At 45.4% G+C, this 14,921-nt stretch carries 15 protein-coding genes and 1 riboswitch; of the genes, 14 read left to right on the forward strand and 1 reads right to left on the reverse strand.

Features of this window, described 5'->3' with window-relative positions; translation table 11 throughout:
• The first annotated feature begins 609 nt into the window (after nt 1-609).
• The 14 genes from CHI10_RS17090 to purD all read left to right on the forward strand — a co-directional run bounded on the left by CHI10_RS17090 (nt 610) and on the right by purD (nt 14,737).
• A complete protein-coding gene (locus tag CHI10_RS17090; RefSeq protein WP_163145176.1) occupies nt 610-1,131 on the forward strand; it encodes a DUF2179 domain-containing protein in 522 nt (173 codons plus the stop codon).
• Nucleotides 1,128-1,334 (forward strand): NETI motif-containing protein, encoded by a 207-nt coding sequence (locus CHI10_RS17095; RefSeq protein WP_095245421.1) that lies wholly within the window; start codon nt 1,128-1,130, stop codon nt 1,332-1,334. Before CHI10_RS17090 ends, CHI10_RS17095 begins: the two co-directional genes overlap by 4 nt.
• A gap of 88 nt (nt 1,335-1,422) precedes the next feature.
• Nucleotides 1,423-1,524: riboswitch (purine riboswitch) on the forward strand.
• Nucleotides 1,525-1,663: 139 nt separating this feature from the next.
• On the forward strand, nt 1,664-2,152 hold the full coding sequence (purE, locus tag CHI10_RS17100; protein WP_095245422.1) for a 5-(carboxyamino)imidazole ribonucleotide mutase: 489 nt from the start codon (nt 1,664-1,666) through the stop codon (nt 2,150-2,152).
• The gene (purK, locus tag CHI10_RS17105) at nt 2,145-3,293 is read left to right on the forward strand and encodes a 5-(carboxyamino)imidazole ribonucleotide synthase (protein WP_095245423.1); all 1,149 of its coding nucleotides are present in this window, start codon (nt 2,145-2,147) and stop codon (nt 3,291-3,293) included. The genes purE and purK overlap by 8 nt, the downstream gene beginning before the upstream one ends.
• A gap of 3 nt (nt 3,294-3,296) precedes the next feature.
• Nucleotides 3,297-4,589 carry an adenylosuccinate lyase gene (purB, locus tag CHI10_RS17110; protein ID WP_048010482.1) on the forward strand — a complete coding sequence of 431 codons (1,293 nt, stop codon included), beginning with the start codon at nt 3,297-3,299 and terminating at the stop codon, nt 4,587-4,589.
• 104 nt (nt 4,590-4,693) lie between these two features.
• Complete coding sequence (gene purC / locus CHI10_RS17115; RefSeq protein ID WP_095245424.1) at nt 4,694-5,419, forward strand: phosphoribosylaminoimidazolesuccinocarboxamide synthase; 726 nt, start codon at nt 4,694-4,696, stop codon at nt 5,417-5,419.
• A complete protein-coding gene (gene purS, locus CHI10_RS17120) occupies nt 5,407-5,661 on the forward strand; it encodes a phosphoribosylformylglycinamidine synthase subunit PurS (protein ID WP_009336741.1) in 255 nt (84 codons plus the stop codon). The genes purC and purS overlap by 13 nt, the downstream gene beginning before the upstream one ends.
• On the forward strand, nt 5,658-6,344 hold the full coding sequence (gene purQ, locus CHI10_RS17125; protein WP_095245425.1) for a phosphoribosylformylglycinamidine synthase subunit PurQ: 687 nt from the start codon (nt 5,658-5,660) through the stop codon (nt 6,342-6,344). Before purS ends, purQ begins: the two co-directional genes overlap by 4 nt.
• Nucleotides 6,328-8,544, forward strand: a complete 2,217-nt coding sequence (purL, locus tag CHI10_RS17130) for a phosphoribosylformylglycinamidine synthase subunit PurL (protein ID WP_095245426.1) — start codon at nt 6,328-6,330, stop codon at nt 8,542-8,544. The genes purQ and purL overlap by 17 nt, the downstream gene beginning before the upstream one ends.
• On the forward strand, nt 8,529-9,926 hold the full coding sequence (gene purF / locus CHI10_RS17135) for an amidophosphoribosyltransferase (RefSeq protein ID WP_095245427.1): 1,398 nt from the start codon (nt 8,529-8,531) through the stop codon (nt 9,924-9,926). Before purL ends, purF begins: the two co-directional genes overlap by 16 nt.
• A gap of 128 nt (nt 9,927-10,054) precedes the next feature.
• On the forward strand, nt 10,055-11,080 hold the full coding sequence (purM, locus tag CHI10_RS17140; protein WP_095245428.1) for a phosphoribosylformylglycinamidine cyclo-ligase: 1,026 nt from the start codon (nt 10,055-10,057) through the stop codon (nt 11,078-11,080).
• Nucleotides 11,081-11,093: 13 nt separating this feature from the next.
• Entirely contained in the window at nt 11,094-11,675 is a 582-nt protein-coding gene (purN, locus tag CHI10_RS17145; protein ID WP_095245429.1) for a phosphoribosylglycinamide formyltransferase, read from the forward strand.
• Between the two features lie 34 nt (nt 11,676-11,709).
• Nucleotides 11,710-13,245 carry a bifunctional phosphoribosylaminoimidazolecarboxamide formyltransferase/IMP cyclohydrolase gene (gene purH, locus CHI10_RS17150; RefSeq protein ID WP_095245430.1) on the forward strand — a complete coding sequence of 512 codons (1,536 nt, stop codon included), beginning with the start codon at nt 11,710-11,712 and terminating at the stop codon, nt 13,243-13,245.
• Nucleotides 13,246-13,468: 223 nt separating this feature from the next.
• Nucleotides 13,469-14,737: a phosphoribosylamine--glycine ligase gene (purD, locus tag CHI10_RS17155; protein WP_095245431.1), complete on the forward strand. Its 1,269-nt coding sequence runs from the start codon at nt 13,469-13,471 to the stop codon at nt 14,735-14,737.
• Here purD and CHI10_RS22905 read toward each other — a convergent pair.
• Nucleotides 14,715-14,828: an EYxxD motif small membrane protein gene (locus CHI10_RS22905; protein ID WP_323805933.1), complete on the reverse strand. Its 114-nt coding sequence runs from the start codon at nt 14,826-14,828 to the stop codon at nt 14,715-14,717. The genes purD and CHI10_RS22905 overlap by 23 nt on opposite strands.
• Between the last annotated feature and the right edge of the window lie 93 nt (nt 14,829-14,921).

The raw sequence follows: 14,921 nt of genomic DNA on the forward strand, positions 1-14,921 counted from the left end.
GGGGGCTGTCCCTCTGTGAGAGTAGGACGCTGCCGGGCACATGAAAGAGCACCTGATGGGTGCTCTTTTTTGTGTGTAAATATAGGAGCTGAAACAGTTGAACTCTTCCTTTTTGGCAGATATGTGTCACTTTTTCTGGATATGCATTACTTTGGCAGATATATGCTTCACTTCTACGCTATATGCGACCAGAATCAAATTATATGCGCCACTCCTTATTCTGCCGTCTGTTTTAAAAGTTAAAACTGTTCTTTATGTAGATGATTTTTGCCAAATGTAAGATAAGTTCCAAAACATGCTAGATAAAAATGAAAACTTGTTAGATAAACTTTCGAACTTGTTAGATAAAACCCCAAACATGCTAGATAAATTCCCAAACCTGCCAGATAAAATGTCCGAGCCTCATTCCTCCATACAAAACCCATTAAAAGATAAACAGTTTCATCCCACTCAAAAAAGGATAACCTATACACAAAGAATCAATTTTTGAAAAAAGGTTATCAAAAGCCAATTTCTTTTGTACAATAGTGACTTAATGGGGAGAGGACACTCATTTGCCTCTTAATTCCCTATGAAGGAGGACTTGCATTGCTGGAAAACAGTTTTATTATGGTCGCTATTATTCTGATCATTAATATCGTATATGTATCATTTTTTACCATCAGGATGATTCTGACGCTTAAGGGACAGCGTTACCTGGCAGCTTTTATAAGCACCATCGAAGTTGTTATCTATGTCATTGGACTGGGGCTGGTTCTGGATAACCTGAATGAAATACAAAATCTGATTGCTTATGCAGTCGGTTATGGAATCGGCGTTATTGTCGGCATGAAAATTGAAGAGAAGCTGGCTCTTGGCTATATTACCGTAAATGTAATTACAAAGGAATATGACAGAGACCTGCCAAAAGCTTTAAGAGATAAAGGGTATGGCGTCACAAACTGGGCTGCCAATGGACTTGAAGGCGATCGGATGGCACTGCAGATCCTGACACCAAGAAAATATGAATTAAAGCTTTATCAGACGATTAAAGAACTGGATCCTAAGGCCTTCATCATCGCTTATGAGCCAAAAACGATTCATGGCGGCTTCTGGGTGAAATCTGTTAAGAGAGGAAAGTTATCTCAATGAGCAAAGGCAAGAACAAAATGTCATTCGAAGTTCAGGAAAATGAAACGATTGACCAGTGCCTGGAAAGAATTAAAAAGGCAGGATATATACCTGTTAGAAGGACTGAGAAGCCTATTTTTAAAGAAGTTAAGACAGGCGGCAAGGTCGATTATGAGCCGGCTGGCCGGCAGATTGTTTTTGAGGCAAAACGAGTAGAAGGTTAAAACACGAACAATAATTGTCTGACTTTTAGTATTGTTCGATTTTTCAATTGACAGAGTATCAGGTATGTTGTTAATATGGTGGTAGTTAATAAAACGTGAATAAACCCCTCGTATAATAATGGGAATAGGGCCCATAAGTTTCTACCCGGCAACCGTAAATTGCTGGACTATGAGGGAAAGCTGATATGCCCGGCATGTAGAAGGAATGGTTCCTGCCGTTTGCAGGTGTCTTCCTTACGGTTCTTTTTAGCCCGGACAGATTACTTTCTCTCGTATTAAGAGAAGGGTCTGTGCGGGTTTTTTATATTGGACGATTTGGAGGAGAAAGAATGAGCGCACAAGCAGCAGTCATTATGGGAAGCAAATCAGATTGGGAGACAATGAAGCACGCTTGCGGAATTCTGGAAGAGCTTGAAATCCCCTATGAAAAAAAGGTTGTTTCAGCCCATCGGACTCCAGATCTTATGTTTGAATATGCTGAGCAGGCAAGAGACAAAGGAGTCAAGGTAATTATTGCGGGTGCAGGCGGAGCGGCACACTTGCCTGGAATGGTAGCAGCGAAAACGACACTTCCTGTCATTGGAGTACCAGTGCAATCAAAAGCTCTAAACGGACTGGATTCATTGCTGTCCATTGTTCAGATGCCTGGCGGTGTCCCGGTTGCAACGGTTGCGATTGGAAAAGCCGGAGCTACTAACGCCGGCTTGCTGGCAGCACAAATACTCGGCGCTTTTGATACAGCCATTGCAGAACGTCTTCAATCAAAAAGAGATAAAACAAAACAGGAAGTACTGGAAAGCAGTGATGAACTTGTCTAATAAAACCATTTTACCAGGACAAACAATTGGAATTATTGGCGGGGGACAGCTTGGGAGAATGATGGCCCTGGCAGCTAAGGCAAATGGCTTCAGGATTGCCGTTTTGGATCCGGCAGAAGATTCTCCTTGCGGACAGGTTGCCGATATTGAAATCATTGGCGAATATGGTAATTTAGACTCTATAAAAGAGTTAGCTGACGTAAGTGACGTTGTGACATATGAATTTGAAAATATCAGTGCGGAAGCTCTTGAGTGGCTATGTGCAAATGCATACGTCCCACAGGGGAGCGAGGTGCTGGAGATTACCCAGGACCGGACAAAGGAAAAAGCAGCCATTCAAAAAGCTGGCTGCGAGGTAGCGCCATATGCGGTCATTACGACTGAAAAAGACATTTATGATAATATAGAAAAGCTTGGCTATCCAGCCGTATTAAAGACTTCCAGAGGCGGATATGACGGAAAAGGGCAAGTTGTGATAAAGAGCGGGCAGGATATTAAAAAAGCTGCACAGCTCCTTGAGAATGGCGAGTGTGTCCTTGAAAAATGGATCGCTTTCGAAAAGGAAATATCGGTTATTATCTGCCGGAATATTTTGGGTGAAAAAGCGGTATTCCCAGTCGGGGAAAATGTCCATAAAGAAAACATTCTGCACCAGACCATTGTGCCGGCCATGATCACAGCTGATGCTGAGGAACGGGCAGTAAAGGCAGCAAACCGGCTGGCAGAAGCTTTAAACCTTGTCGGTACACTGGCAGTCGAAATGTTTCTGACAAAGGACGGACAGATTTACATTAATGAGCTTGCGCCCCGTCCGCATAACTCAGGCCATTATTCGATTGAAGCCTGCGAGACCTCCCAGTTTGAACAGCACATCCGCGCGGTATGCAATTGGCCGCTTGGCAGCACGGAGCTATTAAAACCGGCTGTTATGGTAAACATACTAGGAGAGCACCAGGAGCCTTTAATTAAGAAAATACCTGACTTGGATGACTGGAAGATACACTTGTACGGAAAAAAGGATGCCAAATATAAACGCAAGATGGGCCATGTCACGCTTTTGCGGAACTCAGCCGAAGAGGCAATTGAAGAAGCAGAAAAAAGCGGCATTTGGACCCCTGTGAAGGAAAAGATCGGAGGATAAAACATGATTGAACGTTATACGAGACCGGAAATGGGAGCTATCTGGACAGAAGAGAACCGCTTTCAGGCTTGGCTTGAGGTGGAAATTCTTGCCTGTGAAGCTTGGGCAGAATTAGGAGATATTCCGAAAGAAGATGTTCAGAAAATCCGTGAGAATGCTTCTTTTAATATTGACCGCATTAAAGAAATCGAAGAGGAAACACGACATGATGTTGTTGCTTTTACTCGCGCGGTATCTGAATCCCTTGGCGAGGAGCGCAAATGGGTTCACTACGGGCTTACGTCAACAGATGTCGTTGACACGGCGCTTTCTTACTTAATCAAGCAGGCGAATGACATTCTTCTAAAAGATATTGAACGCTTTGTGGAAATCCTGAAAAACAAAGCACAGGAACACAAACATACAGTGATGATGGGCCGTACGCACGGAGTGCATGCTGAACCGACTACTTTCGGTTTAAAGCTTGCATTATGGTATGAAGAAATGAAGCGTAATCTTGACCGCTTTAAAGAAGCAGCGGCTGGTGTAGAGTTCGGTAAAATCTCTGGTGCCGTTGGAACATATGCAAACATCGATCCGTTCGTTGAAAAATATGTGTGTGAAAAGCTGGGCATCCAGCCAGCGCCAATTTCTACACAAACACTTCAGCGTGACCGTCATGCACATTATATGGGTGCGCTTGCGCTTGTAGCCACTTCAATTGAAAAATTTGCGACGGAGATCCGCGGTCTGCAAAAAAGCGAAACGCGTGAAGTGGAAGAGTTTTTCGCGAAAGGCCAAAAGGGATCATCAGCCATGCCGCATAAACGCAATCCAATTGGTTCAGAAAATATGACAGGTATGGCAAGAGTGATCCGCGGCTATATGATGACTGCGTATGAAAATGTAGCATTATGGCATGAGCGCGATATTTCTCACTCATCAGCTGAAAGAATCATCCTGCCTGATGCAACGATTGCGCTGAACTATATGCTGAATCGTTTTGGGAATATTGTTAAGAACTTAACCGTTTTCCCTGAAAACATGAAACGCAATATGGACCGTACACTGGGGCTGATTTACTCTCAGCGTGTTCTTCTAGCCTTGATTGACAAGGGCATGACTCGTGAAGAGGCATATGACACTGTTCAGCCGCGAGCCATGGAGGCATGGGAAAAGCAGGTACAGTTCCGCAGCCTGATCGAGCAGGACGAGACCATTACATCAAAGCTATCCGAAGCAGAAATAGATGACTGCTTTGACTATAACTACCACATCAAGCATGTGGATACCATTTTTGACCGTCTGGGTTTATAAAAAAATAAAGAGGTAAAGAGCAGTCTTTACCTCTTTATTATCGGGAAAATTCCCAATCTTCTTATTAATAAAGTCCGCTATCTAAATAAGGGAGGCTCTCCGCAATGGAAAAAGGAGCATTGTTATACGAAGGCAAAGCCAAAAAGGTATATAGGACAAACGATGAAAATATTGTCTGGATTGAATATAAAGATTCTGCAACAGCCTTTAATGGGGAGAAAAAAGCGAGCATCTGCGGCAAGGGCCGGCTGAATAATGAGATTACCAGTTTGCTATTTTCAAAGCTTCAGGAGCTGGGGATTGGTTCACATTTTATTAAAAAGCTTTCGGAGACAGAACAGCTTGTGAAAAAAGTGGATATCATTCCGCTCGAAACAGTGGTCCGCAATGTTGCGGCGGGGAGCTTTTCTAAGAGATTGGGAGTTGAAGAAGGGAAAGAATTATCAAGACCAATTGTTGAGTTCTACTACAAAGATGATGAGCTTGGTGATCCGCTGCTGACAGAAGATCATATTGAAGTTCTTCAATTGGCTGATAAGCAGGAAGTTGCCCTTTTACAGGAAAAAGCACTACAGGTTAATGCCGTATTAAAAGATTTTTTCAAAGACCTGGGCATTAAACTAGTAGATTTCAAGCTGGAGTTTGGTAAAGATGAATCAGGCCAAATTTTGCTGGCTGATGAGATTTCTCCAGATACCTGCAGGCTTTGGGATATTGAAACAAATGAAAAATTGGATAAAGACGTTTTCCGCAGGGACCTTGGAAATTTAACGGATGCATATGAAAATATTTTAGCGAGACTGGGAGGCCAAACAGTATGTACAAAGTAAAAGTTTTCGTCACATTAAGAGAAAGTGTTCTAGATCCTCAAGGAACAGTTGTAAAAAACTCTCTGCATTCCATGAACTACAGCGAAGTTTCTGATGTGCGCATAGGAAAATATATGGAGCTGACAGTGGAAAAAAGCGACCGTCCTGTAGAAGAAGCTGTGAAGGAAATGTGTGAGCGCTTATTGGCTAACGTTGTGATTGAAGATTACCGCTTTGAAATCGAGGAGGCTGTTGCTCAGTGAAGTTCGCTGTGATCGTATTTCCAGGGTCCAATTGTGACATCGATATGTACCATGCAGTAAAGGATGAGCTTGGAGCGGAAGCCGAATATGTCTGGCATGACGCGGAAAGCTTAGACGAATATGACGGAATTCTTCTTCCAGGAGGTTTTTCTTACGGAGATTATCTTCGTTCGGGTGCTGTTGCCCGCTTCAGCAATGTCATGAAAGAAGTAGTGAAAGCGGCTGAGGAAGGCAAGCCGGTTCTCGGTGTCTGCAACGGTTTTCAAATTCTGCTTGAAGCAGGTCTTCTGCCGGGAGCAATGAGAAGAAACGACAGCCTGAAATTCATCTGCCGCACGGTCGAATTGAAGGTTGAAAACAATAAAACTATTTTTTCATCTTCATACGAAAAAGGCGAGGTAATCAATATCCCAATCGCCCATGGCGAAGGTAACTATTATTGTGACGAAGCAACTTTAGAGGCTTTAAAGGCAAATAATCAGATTGTCTTTACTTATAACGAAACAAACCCAAATGGCAGCCTGGAAAACATCGCTGGCATTGTCAATGAAAAGGGAAATGTACTCGGCATGATGCCGCACCCTGAAAGAGCCGTTGATGAGCTTTTAGGGGGAGCAGATGGCCTGAAACTTTTTCAATCAATCGTAAAACAATGGAGGGAAGCATATGTCGTTAATGCTTGAACCAAGTCCGGAACAGTTAAAGGCACAGAAGGTATACAAAGAAATGGGTTTGTCTGATGACGAATTTGCGTTGATTGAAAAGATTATCGGGCGTTTGCCAAATTACACAGAAATCGGTTTGTTTTCGGTTATGTGGTCAGAGCATTGCAGCTATAAAAACTCAAAGCCCGTTTTAAGCAAGTTCCCGACAACAGGAGAGAAAGTACTTCAGGGACCAGGGGAAGGAGCTGGAATTGTTGATATCGGCGATGGGCAAGCAGTTGTGTTTAAAATCGAAAGCCACAATCACCCTTCTGCAATCGAGCCTTACCAGGGGGCAGCAACAGGTGTCGGCGGGATTATCCGCGATGTATTTTCAATGGGCGCAAGACCGGTCGCACTCCTCAACTCTTTACGCTTTGGAGAATTGGATTCTCCTCGTGTACGGTACCTTTTTAAAGAAGTAGTCGCAGGCATTGCGGGCTACGGAAACTGCATTGGCATTCCTACAGTTGGGGGAGAAGTGCAGTTTGATTCTTCCTATGAAGGAAATCCGCTTGTTAACGCGATGTGTGTCGGCTTAATCGACCATAAAGACATTAAAAAAGGCCAGGCCCATGGAGTAGGCAACACCGTTATGTATGTTGGCGCGAAAACGGGCCGTGATGGTATCCATGGTGCTACTTTTGCATCTGAAGAATTAACAGACCAATCAGAATCAAAACGCCCGGCGGTACAGGTTGGCGATCCATTCATGGAAAAGCTTCTGCTGGAGGCATGTCTTGAACTGGTACAGTCTGACGCACTAGTCGGCATTCAGGATATGGGAGCTGCAGGTTTGACAAGCTCTTCTGCTGAAATGGCCAGCAAAGCGGGATCAGGGATTGAAATGAATCTTGACCTTATTCCTCAAAGGGAAACAGGTATGACAGCATATGAAATGATGCTTTCCGAGTCTCAGGAGAGAATGCTGATTGTCGTGAAAAAAGGACGCGAACAGGAGATTGTGGATTTATTTTCAAAATATGGCCTGGAAGCCGTTTCTGTCGGCAAGGTAACGGATGATAAAATGCTCCGCCTTACTCATCAGGGGGAAGTAGTGGCAGAGCTTCCAGTAGATGCACTTGCAGAGGATGCACCAGTTTATCATAAGCCATCAAGCGAGCCTGAGTATTTCCGTGAATTCCAGGCGATGGAAAATGAAATTCCTGCGGTTGAAGATTATAAAGAAACATTGGTAAAGCTTCTCCAGCAGCCGACAATCGCCAGCAAGGAATGGGTTTATGACCAATACGACTATATGGTTCGCACCAATACAGTAGTAGCACCTGGATCAGATGCCGCAGTCATCCGCATCCGCGGCACCCGCAAAGGGTTGGCCATGACGACAGACTGTAATTCACGTTATATGTATCTTGATCCTGAAACAGGCGGAAAAATTGCTGTGGCCGAAGCGGCACGAAATATCATTTGCTCCGGCGGCCAGCCATTGGCAATCACAGATAATCTGAACTTCGGAAACCCGGAGAAGCCTGAGATCTTCTGGCAAATCGAAAAAGCGGCAGATGGAATCAGCGATGCATGCCGCACATTGAATACACCAGTAATCGGCGGAAACGTCTCTTTGTATAACGAAACAAATGGAACAGCTATCTACCCAACGCCTGTCATTGGAATGGTCGGGCTTGTAGAAGACATTGACCATGTGACAACACAATCTTTTAAAGCTGCTGGGGACTTAATTTATCTGGTAGGCGAAACAAAGGATGAATTCGGCGGCAGTGAGCTGCAGAAGATGACATACGGAAAGATCTTCGGAAAAGCGCCTGCACTTGATCTCGAAAAAGAGGAAAAGGCACAGGAGCAAATTTTAAAAGCCATTCGTTCGGGACTTGTAGCATCTGCCCATGATGTGGCAGAAGGCGGGCTGGCTGTAGCTGCTGCGGAAAGCCTGATCGGTTCAAAAGGTCTGGGAGCGGATATCAAGGTAACAGGAAATGCGACTTCAGCTTTATTCAGTGAATCACAATCCCGTTTCTTGCTATCTGTAAAAAAAGAAGATCAGGAAGCTTTTGAAAATTTAGTAGATGCGACACTAATTGGTGAAGTAACAGAAGCACCTGTACTATATCTCTCCAATGAAGAGGGCCTATTGCTTGCCGAACAGGTTGACGTTCTGAAGCAGGCCTGGAAAGGAGCCATTCCATGCTTGCTGAAATAAGAGGACTGAATGAAGAGTGCGGTGTTTTTGGAATCTGGGGGCATCAGGATGCCTCCCAGATCACGTATTACGGGCTTCACAGCCTGCAGCACCGAGGCCAGGAAGGAACAGGAATGGTTGTTACCGATGGCAAAAAGCTGAAAGGCATGAAAGGTGAAGGCCTTGTAACGGAAATTTTCACAGCAGATGCCATGAAGGAGCTGGAAGGAAAAGCAGCGATTGGGCATGTTCGCTATGCGACTGCCGGCGGGGGCGGATATGAAAATGTCCAGCCTCTCTTGTTCAACTCACAAAGCGGCAGTCTTGCTCTTTGCCATAACGGAAACCTGGTGAATGCGACTGCCTTGAAGCATCAGCTTGAAGGGCAGGGCAGCATTTTTCAAACGAGCTCGGATACAGAGGTGCTGGCGCACTTGATTAAGCGTGCAGGCTTCTCTTCACTTAAGGACCGTGTCAAAAATGCTTTATCCATGATTAAAGGAGCTTATGCTTTTCTGATCATGACCGAAACAGAGCTGATGGTTGCATTGGACCCGAACGGCATGAGGCCGCTCTCACTTGGCAAAATTGGTGATGCTTATGCGGTTGCATCTGAAACCTGTGCTTTTGATGTGGTCGGTGCAGAGTATATCCGCGATATTCTTCCGGGAGAACTGCTGATTATTGACGACAATGGATTCCGGTCTGAGATGTTTGCCATGGCCTCTAATATTGCCATGTGCACGATGGAATATGTATATTTCTCCCGTCCGGACAGCAATATCAACGGAATCAATGTGCATACAGCCCGGAAAAACCTTGGAAAGCAGCTGGCTCTTGAAGTGCCAATTGAAGGTGATGTTGTTACGGGAGTGCCGGATTCCAGCATATCGGTTGCGATTGGCTATGCTGAAGCGTCGGGCATTCCATACGAGATGGGCCTGATTAAAAACCGCTATGTGGGACGCACATTTATCCAGCCATCCCAGTCGCTGCGTGAGCAGGGTGTGAAAATGAAGCTGTCTCCGGTACGCGGAGTGGTAGAAGGCAAGAGAGTCATCATGGTGGACGACTCGATCGTTCGCGGGACAACAAGCAGACGGATCGTTACCATGCTGAAGGAAGCTGGTGCGACTGAGGTGCATGTGCTGATCAGTTCACCTCCGATAAAGAATCCATGCTTCTATGGAATTGATACATCAACAAAGGAAGAATTGATTGCCGGCAATCATTCCGTTGAAGAAATTAGAGAAATCATTGGTGCAGATACCCTTACCTTCTTAAGTACAGAAGGGATGGTCAAAGCAATTGGACGAAAAGACGGACAATGCCTGGCATGCTTTACAGGGCAGTACCCGACGGAGATTTATCCGAGCACATTGCACCCATATGAAAAGGTGTAAATATAAAAATCAGCCGGTATTTTGTTCTTTTCGGCCGGTGAATCATCAATTTTGACCGGTAAAAGCACAATGTTGGCCGATAAAATACAAAATCGGCCTTTATTTTTCCAACCATGAGGTGAAAAGGAATGGCAAATGCATATAAACAGGCCGGAGTTGATATTGAAGCTGGCTATGAAGCAGTTTCCCGCATGAAAAAACACGTACAGAAGACGATGCGTCCTGGTGTACTTGGCGGTTTAGGCGGATTTGGCGGCATGTTCGATCTTTCAGAACTGAACCTGAAGGAACCGGTTTTAGTTTCGGGTACAGATGGTGTCGGCACGAAGCTGATGCTCGCTTTTATGATGGATAAGCATGACACCATTGGGGTTGATGCTGTCGCCATGTGCGTAAATGATATTGTCGTACAGGGAGCAGAGCCTCTTTATTTCTTAGATTATATCGCCTGCGGAAAAGCAGCGCCTGAACGGATTGAAGCGATTGTGAAAGGCATCGCGGATGGCTGCGAACAGGCTGGATGTGCACTTGTAGGCGGTGAAACAGCCGAAATGCCTGGCATGTACAGTGTGGAAGAATATGACCTTGCCGGATTTGCTGTCGGTGCCTGTGAAAAATCGAACCTGATTAATGGTGCGGACATCAAGGCAGGAGATGTGCTGATCGGTCTTGCCTCCAGCGGGATTCACAGCAATGGCTACTCACTTGTCAGAAAGCTGTTTTTTGAAAAAGCGAATATGTCCTTAACAGAGCATGTAGAAGAATTAGGCTGCACTTTAGGGGAAGAGCTGCTTCGCCCGACAAAAATTTACGTAAAGCCGCTACTGTCAGCTATGAAGCAGTTCAAGCTGAAGGGTATGGCACATATTACAGGCGGCGGATTTATTGAAAATATCCCGCGCATGCTGCCTGAAGGTCTTGGCGCCCAGCTTACTGAAAGCAATTGGGAAGTGCCGCCTGTGTTCACGGTGATGGAGAAGCTCGGCGGACTGGAACGCAAGGAAATGTACAATATTTTTAATATGGGAACAGGCATGGTGATTGCAGCAGATAAAGAAGTGGCTGATGACCTGATCGCCTACTTTAATGAAATGGGCGAAAATGCCTATCTAATGGGAACTGTAACAGGTCAGGAAGGAATCGAAATTCTGTAACTTGGAGGAAGTCATGAAAAAAATAGCAGTGTTTGCTTCCGGAAGCGGAACGAACTTTCAGGCCATTGCTGATGCTGTAAAAAAAGGTGAGTTGCAGGCTGAGATTGTCTTGTTTGTCTGTGATCGGCCAGGTGCATACAGCATTGAACGTGCACAAAACGAACAAGTTCCGCAGTTTGTTTTTTCAGCTAAAGACTATGCCGGCAAAGCAGAGTATGAAAGAGCGATTTTGCAAAGGCTGCAGGAGAGCGGCGCCGAGTATATTATTCTCGCAGGCTATATGAGACTGATTGGCCCGACGCTTTTGAAAGAGTTTGAAGGCAGGATTATTAATATCCATCCTTCTCTTCTTCCCGCTTTTCCAGGTAAGGATGCAATTGGCCAGGCGTTATCTGCCAATGTGAAGGTAAGCGGTGTGACGGTTCATTTTGTCGATGAAGGTATGGATACTGGGCCGATTATTGCTCAAGCGCCAGTTGATATAAATGCTGGTGAAACGCTGGAAAGCCTTCAAAAGAAGATACATGAAGTCGAGCACAAACTTTATCCGCAGGTTTTGCAAAATCTTTTCTATGCTAAAATGGTAGAGTGTTAAAGTATATCATTCAACAGAGTCAGGGGGAGCGAACATGAAGAAACGTGCATTAATCAGTGTTTCCGACAAAAATGGCATCACAGAATTTGCCCGGCAGCTAAGCGAACTGGGTTTCGAAATTATTTCAACAGGTGGTACCAAAAAAGCGCTGGAAGAGAGTGGGGTTCCTGTTATCGGCGTAAGCGATGTGACAGGCTTTCCGGAAATCCTGGAAGGACGTGTGAAAACATTAAATCCAATGATACATGGCGGACTGCTGGCTAAGCATGGCGAACCAGCCCACAAGCAGCAGCTTGAGGAGCATGGGATCCAGCCTATCCAGGTTGTGTGCGTGAATTTGTATCCGTTCCAGCAAACCATAGCTAAACCGGATGTGACAGTAGAGGATGCGATAGAGAATATTGATATCGGCGGCCCGTCCATGCTGCGTGCTTCCGCCAAGAACCATGAATATGTAACGGTTGTGGTGGATCCTGTCGATTATGAAACAGTTCTTTCACAGCTGAAAGAAACCGGAGAGGTTCAAAAGGAAACCCGCCGCAGGCTTGCTGCGAAGGTATTCCGCCACACAGCTGCCTATGATGCGATGATCGCTGAATATATGACAGATTTGGCAAATGAAGAAACGCCTGAAAAATTAACGGTTACTTATGAATTGAAGCAAACATTGAGATACGGGGAGAATCCGCATCAAAGTGCTGCATTTTACCGTAAGCCGCTTGGTTCTGAATTTTCGATTGCGAACGCTGAACAGCTTCACGGCAAGGAATTATCCTACAACAATATCAACGATGCAGATGCAGCTCTCCAAATTGTAAAAGAATTCTCAGAGCCTGCAGCCGTTGCTGTTAAGCATATGAATCCTTGCGGTGTGGGGACCGGAGAAAATGTATTTGATGCTTTTTCAAAAGCTTTCGCAGCTGACCCTGTTTCAATTTTCGGCGGAATCATTGCCTTAAACAGGGAAGTAGATGCAGATACAGCTAATAAGCTTTATGAGATCTTCCTTGAGATCATTATTGCGCCATCCTTCTCAGAGGAAGCGCTTGAAATTTTAAAAGGGAAAAAGAATCTGCGCCTGCTGACCATTCCTTTTGAAGGCAAAAAGAAAGCGGAGATGAGATTGTCCGCTATTGAAGGCGGCTTGCTGACGCAGGAATATGATCTATTCACTCTTGAAGATGCCGAAGTAAAAGTAGCAACAAAGAGGGAGCCGACAGAAGAAGAGTGGAAAGCACTTAAGCTAGGCTGGAAAGTCGTCAAGCATGTGAAATCCAATGCGATAGTCGTCAATGATGCAAACATGACACTTGGAGTTGGTGCCGGGCAGATGAACCGCGTTGGCTCTGCCAAAATTGCGCTTGAACAGGCAGGAGAAAAAGCAAACGGAGCCGTAATGGCATCGGATGCCTTTTTCCCAATGAACGATACCGTTGAAGTCGCAGCCAAAGCAGGCATCACAGCCATCATCCAGCCGGGGGGCTCCATCCGTGATGAAGACTCCATCAAAAAGGCCGACGAGTACGGAATTGCCATGGTCTTTACCGGCGTAAGGCACTTTAAACATTAAACGAAAAGCGGAAGCGCCTCGATAGGAGGAACGCAGACTAAGAGCGCCACGTCCTGTGGCAACGTCTGCATGACTCCCATCCTGGGAGCCTCAAGCATAAGACGAGCTGTTGGAAAGGTGGCTCTTTACCTTTTTGACAGATTGGCTTATGACCTCGAGCTCCTAGGCGCTGTAGCTAAACAATACGAAAAACGGAAGCTGACATTTTACGGAGGTGGGCGTAATGAAGGTATTAGTCATTGGTAGAGGCGGCCGTGAACATGCAATTTGCTGGAAGATGAATCAAAGCCCTTCAGTTGAACAGGTTTTTGCGGCTCCGGGAAATCCGGGAATGGAAGATTCAGCAGTGCTGGCTGCCATCCAGGAAAATGACCAGGAAAAGCTTGTGCAATTTGCTCAGGAAAATGAAATTGACTTGACTGTAATTGGGCCCGAAGTGCCGCTGCTTGAGGGGCTGGCAGACCGATTTGAAGAAGCCGGGTTAAAGGTATTTGGACCAAAAAAAGCTGCAGCTGAAATTGAAGGCAGCAAGTCTTTTGCCAAAGAGCTTATGAAGAAATATGCCATCCCTACTGCCGAATATGGAGTATTCAGCAACTATGAAGAAGCGAGGGCCTATATTGAAGCAAAGGGCGCTCCCATTGTTCTGAAAGCAGATGGCCTTGCAGCCGGAAAAGGTGTAATAGTGGCCATGACTATGCAGGAAGCATTATCAGGGATTGAGGAGCTATTATTAAATGAAAAGTTTGGCCACGCTTCTTCAACAGTGGTAATTGAAGAATTCCTTGAAGGGGAAGAGTTCTCTTTAATGGCCTTTGTGAACGGAGAAACGGTAGTTCCTCTTGAAATTGCCCAGGATCACAAGCGTGCTTTTGATGGAGATCAGGGACCGAATACAGGCGGAATGGGTGCTTATTCACCCGTACCGCATATTGGTAATGAAACAGTTGCAGAGGCTGTTGAACAAGTTTTGAAGCCGGCAGCAAAAGCAATGGTTCAGGAAGGCCGTAGTTTCACCGGAATCCTATATGCAGGCCTGATTAAAACAGTAGCAGGCCCGAAGGTAATCGAATTTAATGCCCGCTTTGGAGATCCTGAAACACAGGTGATTTTACCGCGGATGAATTCGGATCTGGCGGAAGTAATGCTGGCAGTCCTGAATGGGGAGCAGCCTGAAATCGAGTGGAGTGAGGAAGCGATCGTCGGAGTGGTTACTGCTTCAAAGGGCTACCCTGAAGCATACGAAAAAGGAGCTGTTCTGCATGGACTGCATTCGCTTGAAGATGTTTTTGTCTTCCATGCCGGCACTGAACGAAACAGCTCAGGTGAGTATGTGACAAATGGAGGCCGCGTGCTGCTGGCAGGCGCCAGAGCGTCTACACTGAAAGAAGCGCAGCAAAAAGTATACTCTGAAATGGAAAACCTTCACTGCGAAGGTGTCTTCTACCGCAGAGATATTGCCGATAAAGCTATCGCGCACGTCCTTTCTTAGTCTTCCGGATATACACAAACAGAAGTGCTACAATGCTTCCAATTATGGCTGTCAGCACAAATGTCATATCCATTACGTATTCCCAGAACATATTGTCAGCTCCTTTCTATAGTACAGCCCCCAAATAGGGGCTGTATTTTTTAAACATGGAATTATATCTTTGCACTTCGAGAACTGTCTAGCT

This window comes from Bacillus sp. 7894-2, assembly GCF_002272225.1.
In the GTDB taxonomy this organism is placed as follows: domain Bacteria; phylum Bacillota; class Bacilli; order Bacillales; family Cytobacillaceae; genus Cytobacillus.